Raw genomic sequence first — 19,302 nt, forward strand, 5'->3', positions numbered from 1 at the left:
CGGGACACCCCGTTCACGAACGGCAGCCGCTCGGTTCCGGTCATCGCCGGTCACCTCGCCGCCTGGTGCTGAGGTCGGTGACCGTCAGCGCCCGCGTAAGGACGTGCGCTGCGATCAAGTCCGGCAGGGCCAGCGCTACGACCCGTAGCGTGATGTCGGACGCATGCGTGACGAGTAGCCACTGCACGCCGACCATCCCGGCCGCCATGAGTAGCACTCGGCCCACCAGCGAGACGGCCCGCGCGCCTGCTCGTGAGGTTTGTGCCGCGCGCCGAGCCTTGCGCGCTCCGTAACGCCAAACCAGGACGAGGACGAGCAGGCCACCGGCCCCGACGAGAATCTCCGTTGGCGTCAAGTCGATGCTCATCGTTCGTCACCCCTGCTTCCGTGCGAGCGGCGGCGCCATCGCCAGAACCGATAGACCGCGCGGCGGTCCGTGTCGGCAAGTGCGCCCCAAACGCCGACCGTCGTCTCCCCGGCTTGCCGCAGTTCGAGTTCCAGGCACTCGTCGATGACTGGGCATCCGGCGCACAGTCGGGCCGCCAGTTCGCGGTCCGGGGTGTTCTCGCCGGTCAGCTGCGGCATCTCGGAACGGTCGAACACCCAGAAGCAGAGGCCATCTCGGGTCACGAGGTCGGCGAGCACCTCGTCGGGTACGTCGGCGACCCGATCGAGTCCCTTCGCCATCTCCGCGTAGTCGTCCGGCCTCATCGGTCACCCCCGATGAGCCGTTCGACCTCCCGAGCCGTGCGTCGCTCGGCCGCCAGCTTGGCCACGTCGACGCATCCGCCCGACTCGGCGGCCTTCGCCATCAACTCGTGGAGGGCGGCGGCCGGAACGACGTATCGGGTCCGGATACGGAGCGCGGGAAATGCGTCCTCTCTGATCGCGCGATAGAGGGTGGCCGGGACGACACGCAGAATTCGCGCAGCCTCCCGGACCGTGTAGAAGGCAGGGCTTGCGCCCTCGAAGTTGTGTTCCATTGGAATGATCCCCAAAGCTCGACGGGTCTATTTCATCCCGCAAAAAAGATTGATTTCGTCCCGACTGGGACAAAGAAGAGCCGAATCCTCGGCAAATGCGCGTGAAGGCGCGGATTGAAATCGTCCGCGCGCTACTCTCGGCTACTGAGGCGGAGCGCGGAGGAATAGGTGACGGAGGACTGGGCGGCGGTCGCGAGCGCCATCAATCGGCGCATGGTCGAGCTGGGTTTGAGCCAGCGCGACCTCGTCGCGCGCTCGCATGTCTCGAAGTCCGTGGTCCGCGAGATCCAGCACAACCTGATGCAGCGTCGCCGCAGTGACAGGACGCTGGAGGCGCTCTCGCTTGCGCTTGAGTGGCATCCCGCTCACCTGGCGGCGGCGCTCGCCGGCCGCCGTCCCCCGGAAGTCGGCGAGCCTTTTTATCGCTCGGAGGATGACATTTCCGGCCGCTTGGCGGTCATTGAGCACCAATTGCGGGAAATTACCGACCGTCTCCGCGAGTTCGACGCGCTGGACAAGAAGATCGACGACATCAATACCGGCGTTGCGTCCGTGGTGGAGCACATTGCCGCGGAACGTGAGCGGCGCCGTCGGTAGGTGGGCTGAATGGCTGTTCTGCATGCCTCTCAGTCAACGTCGAATCGTCGACGGAACCCATGCATAACCAGTGCGTCGCCAGTGCAGAACCAATGCAACACCAGTGCATTTCCCGGCCGTTGGGGGTGTAGGCCATGGAATTCGTGAACGACTGGACGGGGCGAACTGCCTGCGTTCTCCAGGCGGCCCTGAGGATGTCGAACGAGTCGTTCGCGCGGCATCTCGGGGTGGCCGTTCGCACCGTGGCCACCTGGCACCAGCGACCCGACGTGACGCCGCGTTCGGAGATGCAGCAGCTGCTAGACACCGCGCTCGACCGCGCCCCAGAGGTCGCGAAGGCGCGGTTCGCGACGCTCACCGATGCCGGTCCGGAGACGTCGGAACCTCCGGACAGTGCACAGGCGCTTCGCGTCGCGATCGCGGTTGTGTCCAGGGATTCGGAAGTTCTGGCCGTCTGTAGAAGGGGAGACGACGGGCGCGGAATATCGTGGCAATTCCCGGCGGGAATGATTAAACCGGGAGCGCAAGCGGAGACGGTTGCAATTCGTGAGACTCTCGCCGAGACGGGGGTTCATTGTGCTGTCGTCCGAAGCCTTGGTACCCGGCTTCATCCCATCACGAACGTCTTCTGCGAGTATCTACTTTGCGACTACCTGGCCGGGGAGGCTGAAAACAAGGACGTAGTCGAGAATGTTAGCGTTGTCTGGGTTGACAAGGCGAAATTAACCCGTTTCATCCCGGCAGAACAGATCTTCCTGCCAATACTCGAAGCTTTGGAGGTTACCGAATGACTGAGACTCCCCGGCCGCCCATCGCGGCTGCTGTGATCGTCAAGGACGGCCAGGTCCTGCTCGTCCGGCGTCGCGTCAAGGAGGGGAGCTTGTCGTGGCAGTTCCCGGCGGGCGAGGTCGAGGCTGGAGAGACGCCAGGACAGGCGGCGGCGCGCGAGGCCCAGGAGGAGACGGGCTTGACCGTCGCCGAGTCGCAGGTCCTCGGCGAGCGTGTCCACCCGAACACGGGTCGGACCATGGTCTACGTCGCCTGTGACGTGCTGAGCGGAGAGGCCAGCGTGGTGGACGACGAGGAACTCGACGAGTTCGCCTGGCTGAAGCGCGATCAGCTCGCCGAGTACGTGCCGTACGGGTTCTTCGGCCCGGTCCAGGAGCACCTGGACTCGGCGTTGTCGGCGTGATCAGCCGGTAGGCTGCCGGTCATGACCGCATCGAACGAGCTGGAGGCGCGGGTGGCCGCGCTGGAAGCCCGGCTTGGGCAGCTGGCGGCGGACGCGCGGGCGGCCCGCGAAGAGGCTGCCGCCGCTCGGCACCTTGCCGCTGCCCGGGATCGCGACATCGCGGACCTCGGGGTGAAGGTCGACGCGAACAGGGCGGCGATCAACGCGCTGGGCGAACAGACGCGCGAACGGTTTGACGTTCTGGAGCGCAAGGTGGACAACGGATTCGCCGAAGTGCGGGGCAAGCTCGACGCGACGGCGGCCGGACAGCAGCAGATCGTCGGCCTGCTCAACACGCTCATTGGTCAGCAGGACAGCGAGTAGCAGCCAGCCACTGCGTTGCCATTCCGGCCGTCGCGACCTCGGGTCGCGACGGCCGGTCTTTGTTAGAACAGCACGTCCGCGAGGCGCTCGCGCACCACACCTGCATGGAGCAGGCCGGGAAGATCAACACCACCCACGGAAGCGCGGGTAGTGGCGATCTGGTCGAGCCTGTCCGACGGAAGCTCGTCGAGCAGCTTGATGGCCCGACGAGCCCATTGCTTCGCGAGGTCGAATCGGCGACGTCCGTCTACGTCCTGGTTCCGATACCGGAACGCGAGCGCGTATGCCGTCTCAGCGGCGGCGCGCTTGTCGGCCGTCACCTCGCGCTCGAACGCGATCTGTAGATCATGCAGTGAGATCCGGCTCTCCCCGTCACCGGTCACGGCTGCCTCCCAGGGTCAGTAGGCGAGCTTCTCCGCAAGCGTCTCGTACTCGAACTGCTCCGAGCCGTCGAACCACAGGTCGACTTCGTACTTGGCCTCTTCGGAGTTGCCCGATGCGTGGACGAGGTTCATCACGGCCTTGCCGCTGACCTCGGAAGACGCCTTCGTCTGGTGCGCAAAGTCGCCGCGCACGGTGCCGGGCGCCGCTTCGTTCGGGAACGTGCTGCCGATGATCTTCCGAACCTTGGCTACAGCGTCCACACCTTCAAGTGCCAGTGCAATGACCGGGCCGGACTGCATGAACGCGGCGGTCGTGTTGTAGATCTCCGCGCCTGCTCGTTCCTCCAGGTCGAAGTAGTGCTTGCGCGCGAACTTGGCGTCCATGTGCTTCATCTTCACACCGACGATCTTCAGCGCGACGTCCTCAAACCGGGTGATGATGCGGCCAGCCAAGCCGCGCACGAGGGTGTCGGGCTTGAGCAGTACCAGCGTCTTTTCGACACCAAGGTCCGGCGTGTTGGCCATGTTCTTCCCTTCGTCGCCGCGTCGACACGGATGGTATCGATTCTCGACGCATCTGGCACCGACTCGGCGTCGAGGTGCGGTTGTCCGATATACGCGCGTTTCGTGTGGGTCGTTGCGGGGGAGGCCAACTCAACCGGCTGGTCGCCATTACTTATTGGAGCCGGGGCGGGCGGCGGTGATCGGTGTCAACGCCGTCGGCGTAATGGTGGCGCTTGTTCTTGGTGACGAGGGCTGACCCGTGCTAGGCGACGATGGCGTGAATCCCAACCAGGTCAGCACCGCGACGATCGCCGCGAGGATAGTGGCCACCGTGAGGAACAAGCCCCGGTGGCGCAGTCGTGTCCACCAGCCTCCCGTCTCTGCATGGTCAGTGCCGCTGGCGGGTGTGGCGTCGCGGCCGGTCACGGCATTGTGCTCGCCGTGAACTGCCTGGCCACCGACCACGGTGGCGTGGTCCCCACTGCCGCTCTGGCTGCCAACCGCTGCACTGGCGGCCCCGGCGACGGTTGTTGAACCGGCCGTGGACGTGCCGATCGTGTTGGTGTTGATGCCGCCATCGCCCGCACGCTGCGGCGCGTAGGTGAATGTGTTGTTGTGGCCGTTGATCGTGACGTGCATGGCCTCGTCGGCGGCGGACCTATCCGGCACGTCCTGCCCTTCGGGCGTCAGCTTAAGTAATTCGGCGACCAGTTCGGCTACGGCCGTGCGCACCCGAACCAGTAGCCCATTTATGGTGGCGGTGGATACCGCCAGGTAAAAGGCTTCCACGCGTGTCGCCTGCTGACCGTAAGCTGGGCCCACAAAGTTGATCAGCGGTGTCTCCCACGGAACACTGAGTCTGATTGTTCCGTCGCTGGCGTCGACCCAGCCCTCCAATTCGCCAATATCGTTGGTTAGGTGGGCCGTCTCCCAGTCGTTCTGATTGCGGATCTGCTCAGGCAGTTCGCGCATCGGGGAGAACACTCGTTCCACCGGCTGGTAGCCAGCCATGTTGGTCAACCGCACCGTCAGCGTCCCGCTCACACGCCGGTAGTCCGGTATTTCATCCTTCGTCCGGTCGTAGCCGTGTAGCTCCTTGCTCGCCCAGTCGCTCATCGTCGTCGAGCGGGTCAGTCCGCCGAGGACGACGCATTTCTGTAGCAGACTGCTCACCGGCACCGTGTCGTCAAGGACGGCCGCCATGATCTGTGCCAGCGTTCCGTCCTGGTTCTGAGCCATGGGGCATTGTCCCACCGCTTCCTGGTTTTCCCGCGCGGCGCCCCGGATGTCGTGAGCGGACAGGACATCTCGGTGTTCGGTGTTAGTTCGACCGAAATCGAAATGCCCTTTTCTCAGTGAGTGCGCAAGGCGGCTGAGTCGAGGGTCAGCACCGGCCGTGCGGAGTGACTCAACCTGCGCTGTTCCGACGGCGATCTTGGGCTCGCGCATCGAGGTCTCGTCGCCGCGAGTTCCGGCGCAGCAGGTCCTTCTCGGTCGCTGCCGAACCCGGGCGGCGGGGATCTGCTCGGCGGTGCGTAGGACCCCGCCGACACTGTGACATGCAACACGTCCCGTCGTGGAGCCAGTCGTGGAGCGAACTGTGGTGCCACGGAGTCTCCGCGGCGACGTGGAGCCATCTGCGATCACCTAAAATAGCTGGTAAAAGCCCTAGTGGTCTTCGTACCAGGCACTCGTAATGAGCAGGTCGGGGGTTCGATTCCCCCAGGCGGCTCCACCATTGACCAGGCCCTTCTCGGGAGACCGAGGAGGGCCTGGTCTCGTTCGTAGCCCTGTACCTGGATGGTCAGCGGGGCACTACGGCATCGCCGCGGCCTGCTGGGACGGGAAGTCTGCGACCAGCAAGGTCGTCGGCATCGGCAAGACCGCCTCCGCCATCTGCTACGACAGCTCCGTTCGCGCTTCCGTCCTGCACTTCTTCGCCTAGCCCCCGGAACTCTTCCGCCGCACCGGACGACTGGTTCTGGTGAGCGCGGAGGGAGCACGATGATCACCGAACTGGGGTTGCGCTGGGGTGTGACGCTCGTGTTCGCCGTGGCGGGTGGGTTCTGCCTCTACCGGTGCCTGAGCCACGGACCGGCCACGCATCGGGTTGCCGACGTGCTGCACACGCTGATGTGCGCCGGCATGGTCGCGATGTCGTGGCCGGCCGGGATGAACTTCGCGCACGTCCCTCAGCTACTTCTCTTCAGCGCGGCCGCGGTGTGGTTCGTCGGGATGCTCGTGCTGGGCACCGACGGCCACGGCGCGCACGGGCGGCTCTCGCTCGGGCATCACGCGCTGATGATGGCCGGCATGGCGTGGATGGTGCTGGTGATGCCCTCCGCGATGTCCGGCATGACGATGTCCGGCATGACGATGGACACCCCGGCGCACGTCGTGATCGTCGCCGTCGTGCTCGCGCTCGTCTTCCTCGTCGCCGGAGTCGGCTGGCTGGCCCACGCCGTCGACACCGGCCGCGGTGAGGGCACGGTGCGGCTGCGGACCGCGGGACTCGCCGTGGACGGGGTGATGAGCCTCGGCATGGGGCTCATGGCAGCACTGCTGATCTGACCGGTCAGCGGACGTCCACCGTGGTCGCGACCGTCGTCTCATCCAGGTCGGAGGTCCGCACGGTCAGGGCCAGCTGCCACGATCCGGCCGCCGGGATCTGCACCGCCGTCGCGACATAACCGCCGGGACCGGTCTGCCGCAACGGGATCTCCAGCGGGCCGATCCCACGCGCGGGCAGCGTCAGCTTCGCGTGGAACTCCGGCACGTCACGGGGTTTCCCAGATTTGTCCACAATGGACAGCGTCACCGTGTTCGGGCCGCCGGCCGCGGGAGCGAGCTCGACGTCGACCTGGCCGCTGCCGCCGGGACCACCTGTGTCGTAGGAGACTTCGCGACGCTGCGGTTGTGCCGCGGTCGCGGTGCGACCGGGCTCGGCCTCGACCAGCAGCGCGGTCACCGAGAGCACGACAAGGCCCAGCGCGGCCTCGGCGAAGACACTGCGGCGCAACGCCATCGGGCGCCGCCGTACCCAGCGCCGGGAGAACGCCGCCGCCGCGAGCAGGCAAGCGACGAGCACCACTTTGATCAGCAACAGCCGCCCGTAGCCGGTGGACAACCACGCGCCCCAGCTGCCCAGCTGCCGCCACGCCTGATAACTGCCGGTCGCGACGAGCACGAGCACACACGCCGCGGCGACGGGCGAGAACCGCCGGGCCGCCCGCGTCAGCTCCGATTCCCCCGCGCTGCGGCGGAAAAGGGCGACCAGCAACGCGGTCAGGCCGCCGAGCCACACGCCCATCGCGACGAGATGGGCCACGTCGGCAGGTAGCGCGATCTCCGGCTGGAGCCCGACGGCGGCGTGATCGCTCGCCGACCACGTCGCGGCCAGCCCGATCGCGAGCACCGCTCCGGTCACCCCGAAAACGCGGCGGTACAACGGATTCATGGGTGCGGTGCACAGCAGCGTCAGGTAGATCCCGGCGATGAACAGGACCAGCAGCCTGGCCTGCAACGCGATCCCGAGCGTGCTGGCGAGGACTTGCTCGACAAGGTCGGCATCGAACATGTGCCCGGCGCCGAGCCCGAACCCGTACGGGCCTTGCAGGATCAGGCAGCCCAGCGCGCCCGCGACCGAACCGGCCCATCCGCTGAACATGACCAGCCGCATCGCGCGGGAGCCCTGCGCGGACGGCAGGAACGCGAGCACGAACGTCACGGAACCGACGAGGACGGCGAACGCGGCGAAGGCGAGCCCGCGCGCGATCGCGTAGAGCACGCTCACCGTGGTGCTGCCCTGGGGCGTCGCGGGGGCGGCGCCACCGGCGGAGGCATGACCGATCGAGAACGTGAACGCACCGGCGACCGGATGCGAGTCGGCGGAGATAACCCGCCAGGACACTGTGTACGTGCCCTGGCGGTTTCCGTCGCGCAACGCGACCCCGACGGTGTCGGCGGGCCCGAAATGGGTGGCCCGCCCGTCGTCGACCTGGCTGCCGTCCGGGCCGAAGATGCGGACGCCGTCCGTGGCGACCTGTACCGTTTCGCTGAACTTCAGCGAAACCCGCGCGGGTGCGGTGGGCAGCACCGCACCCTGCGCGGGATCGGTCACGTCGAGCGCGGCGTGCGCGGACGCGATACCCGGGCCGGCGAACAACACGAGCCAGCCGCTCAGCACGAACAGCAGAGCCGCGCGGGCTGCGGTCATTCCGCGCGCGAGCGGGAACGCAGCCGCGGCAGCAGGCCCACCGCGAGCGCGATCGCGGCCAGCACGATCGCGATGATGCCGAGCACCGTTCCGGTGCTCGAGCCAGAATCCGAGCCGGTGCTCACGGCGGCGGCAGTGACCGCGGCGCTGGTGGCCGCGTTCTTCGGTGTCAGCTTCAGCACGGGCGCGGGGTGCTCGGCCTCGGGCCCGCCAGGGCTGGTGGTGTCGATCCAGCGGACGACTTCGCCGCTGTCATACGTTTGCAGCGCCTTGAACACCAGCTGGTCGGTGTCGGTCGGCAACGGGCCCATCGACACGTCGAACTCCTCGAACGAGCCGGGCGGGATCTTGCCGCCGGTCCAGACGATCTTCGACACGGCCTCGGTCAGCTGCCCGTCGTCGGTCTGGATCGGTTGGGCCAGCGGGGTTTTCTCGACCTTCGCGGTCCACCCCGGCACGGCGCGGGTGGACACCGAGGCGAGCGGGTGGTCGGCCGGGAAGTCGATCTCCACCTGCGTCGTCGAGGCGTTGTCGCGTTCGGTCGGCACGCGGAAGGAGACCTTGGCGTAGCCGCCCTGCTGGGCGGAATTCGGGTTGGCGGTGACGTGCGCCGAGGCCACGGCGGGTGCGGCCAGCAGCGCGACGGCCGCAGCCGCGGCGAGCACGGCAAGGCGGCGGAGGGGTCGGGACATGGGGACACTCCAGAGGGGACGGTTGAGCGGGGGAACTCAGGCCGCGTGGTGCCGGCTCGCCGGCCGGTGCCAGCGCGGATGATGCGGTTGCGGCGCGTCCGGGGCGTCGCTCGTGCTGCCGGACGGTTCGACGCGCCGGCCCGGGGTGAGCGCGTCACCGGCGCCGGGCAGCCGGTCGTCGCGGTGTTGGTGACGCACGACGAACAGCAGCGCCAGCCCGATCACGACGAACACGTGCGACGCGAGGCGTCCCAGGGAGACCGCGTGACCGAGCAGGTCCGCGATGGACAGCCCGGTGAGCACCAGCACGAACCCGGTCATCACCGGCAGTTGCCCGGCCGCGGCCCGGGGCCGGAGTGCGGCCCAGAGCAGGCCGATACCGACGGCGATGTTCCACGCGGTGCTTTCGTGGGTGAGGTGCTCCAGCATCGACGCGCCGGACATCGCGTCCATCCCGGTCGCCGCGCCGAGCAACTGCGCCACGGACAACGCCAGCTGTGCGAGCGCGACGATGCCGAGTCCGATCCGGACCGGCCACCGTTCGCCGGTGGGGGCGGGAATCCGCTCCAGGATGACGCCGGTCAGGTCGGGCATCGCGGGCGCGGCGCGCACCGTCATCCAGCGGCGCAGGTCCTGCGCGCCGGAGTACCACGCCCGGCAGTCCGCACAGGACTCCAGATGCCGGTCGACGGTGGCGGGGTCCACCGGCTCCGGCTCACCGTCGATCCGCGCGGACAGCGCTTCCCGGAAAGTCTCGCATCGCACGCCTTCCTAGTCGTGCCCAGCGCGGGAAAGTTCCCGGTGACCATGTACTAGCCTCAACCGCCGTGCCAGGAACGCGCGCCGACGACGACCGGGTCACCGCACTGGCGATCGCGGCCGGCCGCGGCGACCGGGGCGCGCTGGCCGAGTGGGTGCGGGCGACGCAGGCGGACGTGTGGCGGCTGCTGGCGCATCTGGCGGACACCGATCGCGCCGACGACCTGACCCAGGAGACGTATCTGCGGGCGTTCAGCGGCCTGCCTCGCTTCGCCGGCCGGTCGTCGTCGCGGACGTGGCTGCTCTCGATCGCGCGCCGGGTTCTCGTCGACCACATCCGCGCGGCGGCATCGCGGCCGCGGCTCGTCGCGCAGGCCGAATGGGAACCCGTCGACGGGCACACCAGTGGGGGCTTCGAGGACGTCGTCGAACTCGGGCTGCTACTCGCCGACCTGTCGCCCGAGCGGCGGGAAATCCTTGTGCTGACCCAAATTCTGGGACTGTCCTATGAGGAGGCGGCGCAGGTGTGCGGTTGCCCGGTCGGCACCGTGCGGTCCCGGATCGCCCGGGCCCGCGAAGACCTGCTCAAGGCGACGCGGCTGCGCGACGATGACGTGTTGTGAGCTCGGGCGCCGGGGTCCCGCGGAACCGCTTCAGCCGGAGACTGTTGGACACCACCAGGAAACTCGACAGGGCCATCGCCGCACCGGCGATCATCGGGTTGAGCAGCCCGGCGGCGGCCAGCGGCAGCGCGCCGAGGTTGTAGGCGAACGCCCAGAACAGGTTGGCCTTGATCGTCGCGAGAGTCTTGCGGGACAACCGGATCGCGTCGACGGCGGCGAGCAGGTCGCCGCGCACCAGCGTCAGGTCGCCGGCTTCGATCGCCGCGTCCGTGCCGGTGCCGATGGAGAGGCCGAGGTCGGCCGCCGCGAGTGCGGCGGCGTCGTTGACCCCGTCGCCGACCATCGCGACCACCGCGCCGCGGGCCTGCAGATCCTCGATCACGCGCACCTTGCCCTCGGGCGACACCCCGGCGATGACCTCGTCGATCCCCACCTCGCGGGCGATCGAGCCGGCGACGGTCTCGTTGTCCCCGGTCAGCAGCACGGGCCGCAAGCCGAGCCCGCGTAGCTGCCGCAGCGCGGTCGCCGACGTCGGCTTGATCGTGTCCGCGACGACGAACACCGCGTGCACGATGCCGTCCCAGCCGGCGACCACCGCTGTGCAGCCGGCCGCCTCGGCCTCGTTCTTGGCCCGCAGCAACGACATCGGCATCATGAAGCCGGTCAGCAGGTCGAGTTTTCCCGCGGTGATGCGGTAACCGTCGACCGTGCCCTGCACGCCGGCCCCGGCGACGGACCGGAAGTCCCGCACCGCGGGCAGCTGGCCGAGCCGCTTGGTGGCGGCCGTGGCGATGCACGAGGCGATCGGATGCTCCGATGCCTCCTCGACCGCGCCGACGAGCCACAGCAGATCGTCGACGTCCACGTTCTTGCCGGCGTGCACCCGCACCAGACTCGGCCGGCCTGCCGTCACGGTGCCCGTCTTGTCGAGCACGATCGTGTCGACCCGCCGGGTGGATTCCAGCGCTTCCGGCCCCTTGACCAGCACACCGAGCTGCGCGGCGCGACCGGTGCCGACGAGCAGCGCGGTCGGTGTGGCAAGGCCGAGCGCGCACGGGCAGGCGATGATCAGCACCGCGACCGCGGCGGTGATGGCGGCGTCCGCGCTCGCGCCGGTGCCGAGCCAGAACCCGAGCGTGCCGACGGCCAGTGTCAGCACGATCGGCACGAACACCCCGGCCACCCGGTCGGCCAGGCGCTGTGCCGCGGCCTTGCCGCTCTGGGCCTTCTCGACCATCTTGGCGATTCTGGCCAGCCGGGTGTCCGCGCCGACCCTGGTCGCGCGCACGACGAGCCGCCCGCTGAGCGCGATCGTCGCGCCGGTGACCTCGTCGCCCGCGGTCACCTCCACCGGCATCGACTCGCCGGTGACCGTGCTCAGGTCGACCGTCGAATCGCCGTCGATGACCACACCGTCGGTCGCGATCTTCTCGCCGGGGCGGGTGACGAACTCGTCGCCGACGCGCAGGCGTTCGATCGGCACCCGGTCCTCGCGGCCGTCGCGCAGCATCGTCACGGTCTTGGCGCCGAGGTCGAGCAGCGTCCGCAGCGCCGCACCCGCGCGCCGGCGCGAGCGGGATTCGAAGTAGCGGCCGGTCAGGATGAACACGGTGACCCCGGCGGCGACCTCGAGGTAGATACCGTCGTGGTCGAGCGGTTTCGGGGTGAACGAGAACTCGTGCCGGATCCCGGGCACCCCGGCGTTGCCGAGGAAAAGCGAGTACAGCGACCACAGGAAGGCCGCGGCCACGCCCAGCGAGACGAGGGTGTCCATGGTCCCGGTGCCGTGGCGCAGGTTCGTCCACGCGGCGCGGTGGATCGGCCACGCGCCCCACACCGCCACCGGCGCCGCGAGCATGACCGACAGCCACTGCCAGTTGGTGAACTGCAGGGGCGGCACCATGCCGAGCGCGATCACCGGCACGGCGAGCGCCGCGGTGACGATGAGCCGCCGCCGCGCCGGATCGCCGGTCACCTGTGCGGCGGGCTCGGGCTCCGCGCGCGGCCGGGGCGGCTGTGCCGTGTACCCGGCCGCCTCGACGGCCCGCACGATGTCCTCGACCGAGGTGCCGTCCGGGATCTCCACGTGCGCCTTCTCGGTCGCGTAGTTGACCATCGCCCGCACGCCGTCGAGCTTGTTGAGTTTCCGCTCGACCCGCGCGGCGCAGGCACCGCAGGTCATGCCGCCGATCGCCAGCTCGGTCTCGGTGACCGGGCCGGGCCCGGCGGGCGCTACCGGACCGTTCCGCCCAGCAGCCACCCCAACCCGAACACGACCATCAGCGCTACGCCGAAGAGCAGCAGTCTCGTCGAGGTGCCCATCCTGGGTCATCGCACCAGCTCGTAGCCCGCCGTCCGGACCGCGGCCGCCAGCTGCTCGATGTCCAGCATCCCGTCGCCGGCGACCCGGACATTGCCCCGCCCGAGATCCACCTCGACCGAGCGGACGCCGGGCAGCTCACCCACCTCCTCCCGCACCGATGCCGCGCAGTGTTCGCAGGTCATGCCGGAAACGGCGAAGGTCATCTGAGCCATGGGTCGTCCTCTCGGTCGTGGCCTCGTCGCGAGGCGGTGTTCTCACCGCTGTCGAGGTCGTCGGCCCGAGGCGAAAAGTTCCGGGATCTTCAGGCGCCGGCGGGCACCAGGACGGCGGACAGCCGGGCCAGCACCTCCGGCTGTGCCCGGTAGTAGACCCAGGTGCCGCGGCGCTCGCCGGTGATCAGGCCGGACTCGCGCAGCACCTTGAGGTGGTGGGAAATCGTCGGGCCGGTGAGGTCGAACGCGCCGGTCAGATCGCAGACGCACACCTCGCCGCCGCCGTGGGAGGCGATCAGCGACAGCAACCGCAGCCGGACGGGATCGGCGATCGCCTTGAACAAGCGCGACAACTCCACCGCCTGCTCGGCCGACAGCGGCGTGTCGGCCAGCGGGGAGCAACAGGCGTCCATCACGACGACCGGCAGCTGTTTCGACATGCGTCTATCTTGACAGCGATCTATTCAGTGGGCAATTCTTGATTCGACAACCGTCTATTCAAGGAGGATGACCATGTCCCGCGTGCAACTCGCGCTCCGCGTCGCCGACCTGCCGGGCTCGATCGAGTTCTACTCGAAGCTGTTCGGCACCGAGCCCGCGAAGCTGCGGCCCGGCTACGCCAACTTCGCCGTCGAAGAGCCCGCGCTCAAGCTCGTCCTCCTCGAAGGCGAGCCCGGCCAGGCGACCGCGCTGGATCACCTCGGGGTCGAAGTCGAATCCACCGACGAGGTCAGCGCCGCCGGCAAGCGCCTCACCGGCGAGGGGCTGGAGACGCTGACCGAGGACGACACCACCTGCTGCTATGCCGTCCAGGACAAGGTGTGGGTGCACGGTCCCGGCCAGGAACCGTGGGAGGTCTACACCGTCAAGGCCGACTCTCAGACCTTCGGCACCGAGGCCACCGCCACCTGCTGCGCGCCGAACGCGGGTCAGGCCGCCGGCTGACGTCGTGCCGCAACAACCCGGCCAAGCCACCGATCGAGCAGCAGCGCCGCACCCGCCAGCGCGAGGAATAACACGGCGACGAGTACGCAGTTCAGCGCGACCTGCGGGTAGCCCAGCCGGCCGGCCTCCAGGAACGGGTACGGGTAGAAGCCGGTCGCCGCGCCGCGGATGAGCGTGAAAGCCAGCCACAGCAACGGATACGCGAGGCTCCACCACACGGTGCGCGGGCTGAGCGTCCCATGTGGACCGAACACCAGCCAGCCGAGCACGCCGAGCAGCGGCGAAACCGTGTGCAGCAACTGGTTCGCGAGCTGCCCGGCCGGGGTCAGCTCGAGCAACCCGGCGAGCGCGATGTGGTAGACGACGCCGGTGACCGCGATCGCGAGCACGCCGTCGAGCCGCAGTGTGCGGAACACGGTGGACCGGCGATCCGGGTGCAGCGCGAGCAGCAGGCTGGTGGCGCCGAGGATGAGGTTCGACAGGATCGTGAAGTAACAGAACACGTTGGCCACTCGCGCCGCGGGCGAGGCGAAGAGCCCGCCCGTGGCGTGCGCGGTGTCGATCAGCTGCACCACGACTCCCACGAGCACCGTCAGTGCGGTGAGGGCGAACCACGCGCGAGCGACCATGACGGCACCGTACTGTCCATTGTGGTCTGCCGCTCGGCAGAGCCTGCCTCCCGGACCGGAGCGCGACCGGCCAGCTTAAGGTGCGGCTATGCCACTGTTCTCGTTCGAGGGCGTCAGCCCGACCGTGCACCCCGACGCCTGGATCGCCCCCACCGCCACCCTCATCGGTGACGTCGTCATCGAGAAGGACGTGTCGATCTGGTACGGCGCGGTCATCCGGGCCGACTTCGGCAAGATCGTCATCCGCGAGGGCGCCAACATCCAGGACAACTCGGTACTGCACGTCAACACCGGGGTGTGCGAGATCGGCCGCAACGTGACCGTCGGGCACCTGTGCCTGGTGCACGACTGCACCGTCGGCGAGCAGGCGCTGATCGGCAACGGCGCCACCGTGCTGGACCAGGCGGTCATCGGGGAGCGCGCGCTCGTCGCCGCCGGGGCCACCGTGACCCCGAACACGCGGGTGCCGGCCGAGCACATCGCGATGGGCAGCCCGGCGAAGAAGTTCGTGCCGCTGACCGACTCGGCCCGCGCCTGGGTGGACCACAACGCCGCCGTCTACCAGCAGCTGGCCCGGCGGCACGCCGACAGCGTCGCCCCGGTCGACTAGTCTGGGGTGCGCAAAGCGACTGGCGCCGTAGAGGTGGAGCACCACCGGGAAGCGACCGACGAGGCCGGCACCGCGCGCCTGGGTGTGGCCAGTCTCAGGAGTAGGGAATGACGCACCAGCCACCGATTCCGACCCTCACCGCCGCCGACCCCGAGATCGCCGGTTTCGTCGAGGACGAAGCCCGCCGCCAGGCCGAGAAGATCCGCCTGATCGCTTCGGAGAACTACGTTTCACAGGCCGTGCTGGAAGCCACCGGCACCGTGCTGACGAACAAGTACTCCGAGGGCTACGCGGGCAAGCGCTACTACGAGGGCCAGCAGGTCATCGACCAGCTCGAGGCGGTCGCGATCGAGCGCGCGAAGTCCCTGTTCGGCGCCGACCACGCGAACGTGCAGCCGTACTCCGGCTCGCCGGCGAACCTGGCCGTGTACTTCGCGTTCGCGCAGCCGGGCGACACGGTGCTGGGCATGTCGCTGCCCGCCGGCGGCCACCTCACGCACGGCGCACCGGTGTCGATCACCGGCAAGTGGTTCAACGCCGTGCAGTACGGCGTGCGCAAGGAGACCGGCCGCGTCGACTTCGACCAGGTGCGTGACCTGGCCAAGGAGCACCGGCCGAAGCTGATCGTCGCCGGTGGCACGGCGATCCCGCGCACCATCGACTTCCCGGTGTTCGCCGAGATCGCGCGTGAGGTCGGGGCCGTGCTGGTCGCCGACATCGCGCACATCGCGGGCCTGATCGCCGGTGGCGCGCACCCGTCGCCGGTCGGGCACGCGCAGGTCATCACCACCACCACGCACAAGACGTTGCGTGGCCCGCGCGGCGCGATGATCCTGTCCGACGCCGAACACGCCAAGGCCATCGACAAGGCGATCTTCCCGGGCCTGCAGGGCGGCCCGCACAACCACACGACGGCGGGTATCGCGGTCGCGCTGGGCGAGGCGGCCAAGCCGGAGTTCCGCGACTACGCGCACGCCATCGTCGCCAACGCGAAGGCGCTCGCCGCCGCGCTCACCGAGCGCGGTTTCGACCTCGTCTCCGGCGGCACCGACAACCACCTGCTGCTGGTGGACCTGACCAGCAAGCAGATCGGCGGCAAGCCGGCCGCGAAGGCGCTGGACCGGGCGGGCATCGAGCTCAACTTCAACACGGTGCCGTTCGACCCGCGCAAGCCGTTCGACCCGTCGGGCATCCGGCTGGGCACCGCGGCGATCACCACCCGCGGCCTCACCCCCGAGCAGCAGCCGCAGATCGCCGAGTGGATCGACCGCACGGTCGCCGCCGCTTCGGCCGATGACGACGCGGCGCTCGACAAGATCGCGGGCGAGGTGCGCGAGCTTCTGGTCGCGTACCCGGTCCCGGGCTACAAGGCCTGAGCACACGAAAACGGCCGGTTCCCGTTGGTGGGAGCCGGCCGTTTTCGCGTTCGGTCAGTGCTCGCCGGCCTCGGCGGCTTCCTTGGCCAGGCGGTCGGTCTCGCGCTGGTAGGAGCGCTTGATCTCGGCCTCCGCCTCGACCCGGCCCACCCAGTCCGAGCCCTCGACGCTCTTCGCCGGCTCCAGATCCTTGTACACCTGGAAGAAGTGCTCGATCTCGAGCTTGTGGAACTCGTTCAGGTGATGGATGTCGCGCAGGTGCTCCAGCCGCGGGTCGTCCGAGGGCACCGCGAGGACCTTGTCGTCCGGGCCCTTCTCGTCGGTCATCCGGAACATGCCGATCGCGCGGCAGCGGATCAGGCAACCGGGGAACGTCGGCTCCTGCACCAGGACCAGCACGTCGAGCGGGTCACCGTCCTGACCGAGGGTGTCGTCGATGAACCCGTAGTCGGCGGGGTACTGGGTGGCCGTGAACAGGGTGCGGTCCAGCCGGATGCGCCCGGTTTTGTGGTCCACTTCGTACTTGTTGCGCTCCCCTTTGGGGATTTCGATGGTGGCGTCGAACTCCACGGCGATCCTCGCTGAACTCGTCTTTTCGGGGCCGCCCCTGGCGGCTCACGATTCGCTGACTTGTCTTCACTAGTGTGGACCACGCGCCGTTGGGAAGCCGCACCAATGTCATCTTGACTACTGTGAGTTTGGCCCCTGGTGCGCCGACGCGATGAGGAGGGGTGCGTGCCGCCGCACGAAGACGAGCCGGCCTGGCCGTCCGACGATTCGGACGTGGCCGACGTCGGCGCGCCCGGCGAGAAGCCCGAGCCCGCGGACGAGTCCGAGTCCGCCGAGGATCCTGTCGAGAAGGCGGCCGTGGAGGAGGCGGACGAGCCTGCTGAGGACGGCGAGGCCGCCGAGCAGCCGGCCGCGCCCAAGGTCTCCTTGCCCGAGCAGGCGACCTTGTGGGTCGAGGCGCCCAAGGACCTCCCGAAGGACGAACCGGAAGAACCGAAGGTGGAGCAGCGCACGGCGTTTCTCCCGCCGGTGAAGATGAACCTGTTCACGCCGCTGCCGGTCGAAAAACCGAAGGCCGAAGCGCCAAAGGAGAGCGTCGAGGAGCGCACAGCGTTCTTCCCAGCGGTGAAATCAGAGCAGACGACCGCGCCGCAGGAGCGTGCTGAGGAGCGCACCGCCTTCCTGCCCGCGGTCAAGCCGGTCGAGAAACCCAAGGAACCGACGAAGCCCGCGCCACAGGAACGTGCTGAGGAGCGCACGGCGTTCATGCCCGCGGTCAAGCCGCCCGTGGAGCAGGTGACCCGCCCGGTCGAACAGCCGAGCTTGTTCCAGCCGTTGTCACGCCCGGTGCCGCCGCCACGACCTGTCCCACCGGCCGGGCAGATGCACGCCCAGCCGATGCGGATCGAACCGTCCGGCGAGTCGCACCCCGCCGAACCCACCCAGCCGCCGCCCACCGAGCCGACCCCGCCGCCGCCCGCGGAACCGCCGCGCAACCGCCGGCGCGGATTGCTCGTCGGCGGTGCGATCGTGCTGGTGCTGGTGATCGCCGCCGGGGTCGCCGGGGCGACGCCGTACGTGTCGAACCGGCTCGGCCTGCCGTGGGCGCCGAACCTGCCCAAGGGCGACCTGCCCGAGCCCGCGGCCGTCACGCTGGCGTTGCGGCCGCCCAACTCCTCCGCGCCGACCCCGTCCGGCGCCGGGATCTCGGCGGCCCTCGCGGGCCCGGCGGCCAACGGCGCGCTGGGCACCCTCGCCGGTGTCGTCATCGACCCGGCGACCGGTGAGACGTTGTGGAACCACAACTCGGGCCAGTTGCTGACCCCGGCGTCGGCGACGAAGCTGCTCACCACGTCGGCCGCGCTGCTCACGCTGGACCACGGTCTGCAGATCCCGACGAAGGTCGTGCAGGGCTCCTCGCCGGACACCGCGGTCATCGTCGCGGGCGGCGATCCCACGCTGTCCTCGCTGCCCGGCGGGAAGGACTCGGTCTACCCGGGTGCCGCGCACCTCGACGATCTGGTGGCCCAGGTCAAGAAGGCGTCCGGCGGCGCCATCAAGAAGGTGCAGCTCGACGCCTCGCTCTACGCGGGCGCACCGGCCGCGCCCGGCTGGGCGCCGGAGGACGCGCCGTCCACCTACGCCGTGCCAGTCGTGCCGGGGATGCTCGACGGCGGCCGGTCGAACCCGACGGTCGATGAAGTGCCACGCACCGGTGACCCGGGCGGCGTACTGCTGCAGACGTTCGCGCAGCGGCTCGGCGCGACGGCGGCCGGGAACGCGACCGCGCCGGCGGGCGCCAAGGTGCTGGGTGAGGTGCGCTCGGCACCGCTCACGGAGTTGGTCGACAACCTGTTGCAGATCTCGGACAACAACCTCGCCGAAGCGGTCGGCCGCCAGACGGCGATCGCGACCGGTGGCCCCGCCACGTTCGGCGGCGTCGCGGACTCGACGCTGAAAACGTTGGCACAGAACGGTTTCGATGTGTCCGGTGTGGTGCTCAACGACGGCAGCGGGCTGTCTGTCTTGAACAAGGTGCCGCCGAAGCTGCTCGCGCAGCTGCTCACCGTCGCCGCCGCGCCCGACAACAAGGACCCGCGCACGGCGAAGCTTCGCCCGCTGCTGGAAGGGCTCCCGGTGGCTGGTGGCAGCGGCACGCTCGCGGACCGCTACAACACGCCGAACTCGTCGACGGGCAAGGGCTGGGTGCGGGCCAAGACCGGCACGCTTTCGGGTGTCAACACGCTCGCCGGGGTGGTGCTCGACAAGGACGGCCGAGTGCTGGTGTTCGCGATGATGTCCAACGGTTCCAACATCCTCGAAGCCCGCCCCGCCCTCGACGCGGTCGCGGCAACCTTACGTGGCTGCGGATGCCGATAGGGGCGG

Annotated in this window: 24 protein-coding genes; 10 read left to right on the forward strand and 14 right to left on the reverse strand. The window is 69.1% G+C overall.

The features are described from left to right. Positions 1-40: 40 nt before the first annotated feature. The 3 genes from LOZ83_RS35825 to LOZ83_RS35835 are packed head-to-tail and all read right to left on the reverse strand — an operon-like array spanning position 41 to position 983. On the reverse strand, positions 41-367 hold the full coding sequence (locus LOZ83_RS35825; RefSeq protein ID WP_236796313.1) for a hypothetical protein: 327 nt from the start codon (positions 365-367) through the stop codon (positions 41-43). Then, positions 364-711: a WhiB family transcriptional regulator gene (locus LOZ83_RS35830; RefSeq protein ID WP_236796314.1), complete on the reverse strand. Its 348-nt coding sequence runs from the start codon at positions 709-711 to the stop codon at positions 364-366. Before LOZ83_RS35830 ends, LOZ83_RS35825 begins: the two co-directional genes overlap by 4 nt. Next, on the reverse strand, positions 708-983 hold the full coding sequence (locus LOZ83_RS35835; protein WP_236796315.1) for a helix-turn-helix domain-containing protein: 276 nt from the start codon (positions 981-983) through the stop codon (positions 708-710). The genes LOZ83_RS35830 and LOZ83_RS35835 overlap by 4 nt, the downstream gene beginning before the upstream one ends. Positions 984-1,151: 168 nt before the next feature. Between LOZ83_RS35835 and LOZ83_RS35840 the strand changes: the two genes are divergently transcribed. The 4 genes from LOZ83_RS35840 (at position 1,152) to LOZ83_RS35855 (ending at position 3,135) form a co-directional block, all read left to right on the forward strand. Beyond that, positions 1,152-1,580 (forward strand): transcriptional regulator, encoded by a 429-nt coding sequence (locus tag LOZ83_RS35840; protein ID WP_236796316.1) that lies wholly within the window; start codon positions 1,152-1,154, stop codon positions 1,578-1,580. Positions 1,581-1,714: 134 nt separating this feature from the next. Further along, positions 1,715-2,371: an NUDIX hydrolase gene (locus tag LOZ83_RS35845; protein WP_236796317.1), complete on the forward strand. Its 657-nt coding sequence runs from the start codon at positions 1,715-1,717 to the stop codon at positions 2,369-2,371. Continuing rightward, on the forward strand, positions 2,368-2,772 hold the full coding sequence (locus tag LOZ83_RS35850) for an NUDIX hydrolase (protein ID WP_236796318.1): 405 nt from the start codon (positions 2,368-2,370) through the stop codon (positions 2,770-2,772). The genes LOZ83_RS35845 and LOZ83_RS35850 overlap by 4 nt, the downstream gene beginning before the upstream one ends. Positions 2,773-2,793: 21 nt before the next feature. Beyond that, on the forward strand, positions 2,794-3,135 hold the full coding sequence (locus LOZ83_RS35855; protein WP_236796319.1) for a permease: 342 nt from the start codon (positions 2,794-2,796) through the stop codon (positions 3,133-3,135). Between the two features lie 62 nt (positions 3,136-3,197). Here the strand turns inward: LOZ83_RS35855 and LOZ83_RS35860 are convergent, their stop codons facing one another. The 3 genes from LOZ83_RS35860 to LOZ83_RS35870 all read right to left on the reverse strand — a co-directional run bounded on the left by LOZ83_RS35860 (position 3,198) and on the right by LOZ83_RS35870 (position 5,471). Next, complete coding sequence (locus tag LOZ83_RS35860; RefSeq protein ID WP_236796320.1) at positions 3,198-3,518, reverse strand: hypothetical protein; 321 nt, start codon at positions 3,516-3,518, stop codon at positions 3,198-3,200. Positions 3,519-3,533: 15 nt separating this feature from the next. After that, positions 3,534-4,043 (reverse strand): nucleoside-diphosphate kinase, encoded by a 510-nt coding sequence (locus LOZ83_RS35865; protein ID WP_236796321.1) that lies wholly within the window; start codon positions 4,041-4,043, stop codon positions 3,534-3,536. Between the two features lie 147 nt (positions 4,044-4,190). Then, a complete protein-coding gene (locus LOZ83_RS35870; protein ID WP_236796322.1) occupies positions 4,191-5,471 on the reverse strand; it encodes a hypothetical protein in 1,281 nt (426 codons plus the stop codon). Between the two features lie 555 nt (positions 5,472-6,026). On the opposite strand from LOZ83_RS35870, the gene LOZ83_RS35875 reads away from it, so the two are divergent. Beyond that, complete coding sequence (locus LOZ83_RS35875) at positions 6,027-6,593, forward strand: DUF5134 domain-containing protein (protein ID WP_236796323.1); 567 nt, start codon at positions 6,027-6,029, stop codon at positions 6,591-6,593. Positions 6,594-6,597: 4 nt separating this feature from the next. Here LOZ83_RS35875 and LOZ83_RS35880 read toward each other — a convergent pair whose 3' ends face one another. From LOZ83_RS35880 to LOZ83_RS35890, 3 genes are read right to left on the reverse strand one after another with little or no spacing between them, the layout of a single operon-like run. After that, a complete protein-coding gene (locus LOZ83_RS35880; RefSeq protein WP_236796324.1) occupies positions 6,598-8,238 on the reverse strand; it encodes a FixH family protein in 1,641 nt (546 codons plus the stop codon). After that, positions 8,235-8,930: a YcnI family protein gene (locus LOZ83_RS35885; protein ID WP_236796325.1), complete on the reverse strand. Its 696-nt coding sequence runs from the start codon at positions 8,928-8,930 to the stop codon at positions 8,235-8,237. The genes LOZ83_RS35880 and LOZ83_RS35885 overlap by 4 nt, the downstream gene beginning before the upstream one ends. A gap of 36 nt (positions 8,931-8,966) precedes the next feature. Continuing rightward, a complete protein-coding gene (locus LOZ83_RS35890) occupies positions 8,967-9,695 on the reverse strand; it encodes a zf-HC2 domain-containing protein (RefSeq protein ID WP_236796326.1) in 729 nt (242 codons plus the stop codon). 62 nt (positions 9,696-9,757) lie between these two features. On the opposite strand from LOZ83_RS35890, the gene LOZ83_RS35895 reads away from it, so the two are divergent. Beyond that, positions 9,758-10,312, forward strand: coding sequence for a sigma-70 family RNA polymerase sigma factor (locus LOZ83_RS35895; protein ID WP_236796327.1), 555 nt, complete (start codon positions 9,758-9,760; stop codon positions 10,310-10,312). Here the strand turns inward: LOZ83_RS35895 and LOZ83_RS35900 are convergent. The 3 genes from LOZ83_RS35900 to LOZ83_RS35910 form a co-directional block, all read right to left on the reverse strand. Further along, positions 10,275-12,644 (reverse strand): heavy metal translocating P-type ATPase, encoded by a 2,370-nt coding sequence (locus LOZ83_RS35900; protein WP_374202762.1) that lies wholly within the window; start codon positions 12,642-12,644, stop codon positions 10,275-10,277. The genes LOZ83_RS35895 and LOZ83_RS35900 overlap by 38 nt on opposite strands. Then, a complete protein-coding gene (locus LOZ83_RS35905) occupies positions 12,641-12,847 on the reverse strand; it encodes a heavy-metal-associated domain-containing protein (RefSeq protein WP_236796328.1) in 207 nt (68 codons plus the stop codon). The genes LOZ83_RS35900 and LOZ83_RS35905 overlap by 4 nt, the downstream gene beginning before the upstream one ends. 89 nt (positions 12,848-12,936) lie before the next feature. Then, positions 12,937-13,287 carry a metalloregulator ArsR/SmtB family transcription factor gene (locus LOZ83_RS35910; RefSeq protein WP_236796329.1) on the reverse strand — a complete coding sequence of 117 codons (351 nt, stop codon included), beginning with the start codon at positions 13,285-13,287 and terminating at the stop codon, positions 12,937-12,939. Positions 13,288-13,360: 73 nt separating this feature from the next. Here LOZ83_RS35910 and LOZ83_RS35915 point away from each other — a divergent pair, with 73 nt between their 5' ends. Then, positions 13,361-13,792: an ArsI/CadI family heavy metal resistance metalloenzyme gene (locus LOZ83_RS35915; protein WP_236796330.1), complete on the forward strand. Its 432-nt coding sequence runs from the start codon at positions 13,361-13,363 to the stop codon at positions 13,790-13,792. Here LOZ83_RS35915 and LOZ83_RS35920 read toward each other — a convergent pair. Continuing rightward, positions 13,777-14,421 (reverse strand): Pr6Pr family membrane protein, encoded by a 645-nt coding sequence (locus tag LOZ83_RS35920; protein WP_236796331.1) that lies wholly within the window; start codon positions 14,419-14,421, stop codon positions 13,777-13,779. The genes LOZ83_RS35915 and LOZ83_RS35920 overlap by 16 nt on opposite strands. Positions 14,422-14,509: 88 nt before the next feature. Here LOZ83_RS35920 and LOZ83_RS35925 point away from each other — a divergent pair, with 88 nt between their 5' ends. Beyond that, positions 14,510-15,031: a gamma carbonic anhydrase family protein gene (locus tag LOZ83_RS35925; RefSeq protein WP_236796332.1), complete on the forward strand. Its 522-nt coding sequence runs from the start codon at positions 14,510-14,512 to the stop codon at positions 15,029-15,031. A gap of 107 nt (positions 15,032-15,138) precedes the next feature. Next, positions 15,139-16,407 carry a serine hydroxymethyltransferase gene (gene glyA / locus LOZ83_RS35930; RefSeq protein WP_236796333.1) on the forward strand — a complete coding sequence of 423 codons (1,269 nt, stop codon included), beginning with the start codon at positions 15,139-15,141 and terminating at the stop codon, positions 16,405-16,407. Between the two features lie 54 nt (positions 16,408-16,461). On the opposite strand, the gene LOZ83_RS35935 is transcribed toward glyA, so the two are convergent. Next, entirely contained in the window at positions 16,462-16,977 is a 516-nt protein-coding gene (locus tag LOZ83_RS35935; RefSeq protein WP_236796334.1) for an inorganic diphosphatase, read from the reverse strand. Positions 16,978-17,142: 165 nt separating this feature from the next. Here LOZ83_RS35935 and dacB point away from each other — a divergent pair, with 165 nt between their 5' ends. Then, a complete protein-coding gene (dacB, locus tag LOZ83_RS35940) occupies positions 17,143-19,296 on the forward strand; it encodes a D-alanyl-D-alanine carboxypeptidase/D-alanyl-D-alanine-endopeptidase (protein WP_236796335.1) in 2,154 nt (717 codons plus the stop codon). Positions 19,297-19,302 lie beyond the last annotated feature (6 nt).

Origin of the sequence: Amycolatopsis sp. GM8 (genome assembly GCF_021653975.1) — a bacterium.
Classification (GTDB): domain Bacteria; phylum Actinomycetota; class Actinomycetes; order Mycobacteriales; family Pseudonocardiaceae; genus Amycolatopsis_E.

Excerpts from the sequence above, each read along its gene's own strand:
- LOZ83_RS35825 (WP_236796313.1), bottom strand. The coding sequence starts at position 367 with ATGAGCATCGACTTGACGCCAACGGAGATTCTCGTCGGGGCCGGTGGC.
- LOZ83_RS35830 (WP_236796314.1), bottom strand. The coding sequence starts at position 711 with ATGAGGCCGGACGACTACGCGGAGATGGCGAAGGGACTCGATCGGGTC.
- LOZ83_RS35835 (WP_236796315.1), bottom strand. The coding sequence starts at position 983 with ATGGAACACAACTTCGAGGGCGCAAGCCCTGCCTTCTACACGGTCCGG.
- LOZ83_RS35845 (WP_236796317.1), top strand. The coding sequence starts at position 1,715 with ATGGAATTCGTGAACGACTGGACGGGGCGAACTGCCTGCGTTCTCCAG.
- LOZ83_RS35850 (WP_236796318.1), top strand. The coding sequence starts at position 2,368 with ATGACTGAGACTCCCCGGCCGCCCATCGCGGCTGCTGTGATCGTCAAG.
- LOZ83_RS35855 (WP_236796319.1), top strand. The coding sequence starts at position 2,794 with ATGACCGCATCGAACGAGCTGGAGGCGCGGGTGGCCGCGCTGGAAGCC.
- LOZ83_RS35865 (WP_236796321.1), bottom strand. The coding sequence starts at position 4,043 with ATGGCCAACACGCCGGACCTTGGTGTCGAAAAGACGCTGGTACTGCTC.
- LOZ83_RS35870 (WP_236796322.1), bottom strand. The coding sequence starts at position 5,471 with ATGCGCGAGCCCAAGATCGCCGTCGGAACAGCGCAGGTTGAGTCACTC.
- LOZ83_RS35875 (WP_236796323.1), top strand. The coding sequence starts at position 6,027 with ATGATCACCGAACTGGGGTTGCGCTGGGGTGTGACGCTCGTGTTCGCC.
- LOZ83_RS35880 (WP_236796324.1), bottom strand. The coding sequence starts at position 8,238 with ATGACCGCAGCCCGCGCGGCTCTGCTGTTCGTGCTGAGCGGCTGGCTC.
- LOZ83_RS35885 (WP_236796325.1), bottom strand. The coding sequence starts at position 8,930 with ATGTCCCGACCCCTCCGCCGCCTTGCCGTGCTCGCCGCGGCTGCGGCC.
- LOZ83_RS35900 (WP_374202762.1), bottom strand. The coding sequence starts at position 12,644 with ATGACCCAGGATGGGCACCTCGACGAGACTGCTGCTCTTCGGCGTAGC.
- LOZ83_RS35905 (WP_236796328.1), bottom strand. The coding sequence starts at position 12,847 with ATGGCTCAGATGACCTTCGCCGTTTCCGGCATGACCTGCGAACACTGC.
- LOZ83_RS35910 (WP_236796329.1), bottom strand. The coding sequence starts at position 13,287 with ATGTCGAAACAGCTGCCGGTCGTCGTGATGGACGCCTGTTGCTCCCCG.
- LOZ83_RS35915 (WP_236796330.1), top strand. The coding sequence starts at position 13,361 with ATGTCCCGCGTGCAACTCGCGCTCCGCGTCGCCGACCTGCCGGGCTCG.
- LOZ83_RS35920 (WP_236796331.1), bottom strand. The coding sequence starts at position 14,421 with ATGGTCGCTCGCGCGTGGTTCGCCCTCACCGCACTGACGGTGCTCGTG.
- LOZ83_RS35925 (WP_236796332.1), top strand. The coding sequence starts at position 14,510 with ATGCCACTGTTCTCGTTCGAGGGCGTCAGCCCGACCGTGCACCCCGAC.
- glyA (WP_236796333.1), top strand. The coding sequence starts at position 15,139 with ATGACGCACCAGCCACCGATTCCGACCCTCACCGCCGCCGACCCCGAG.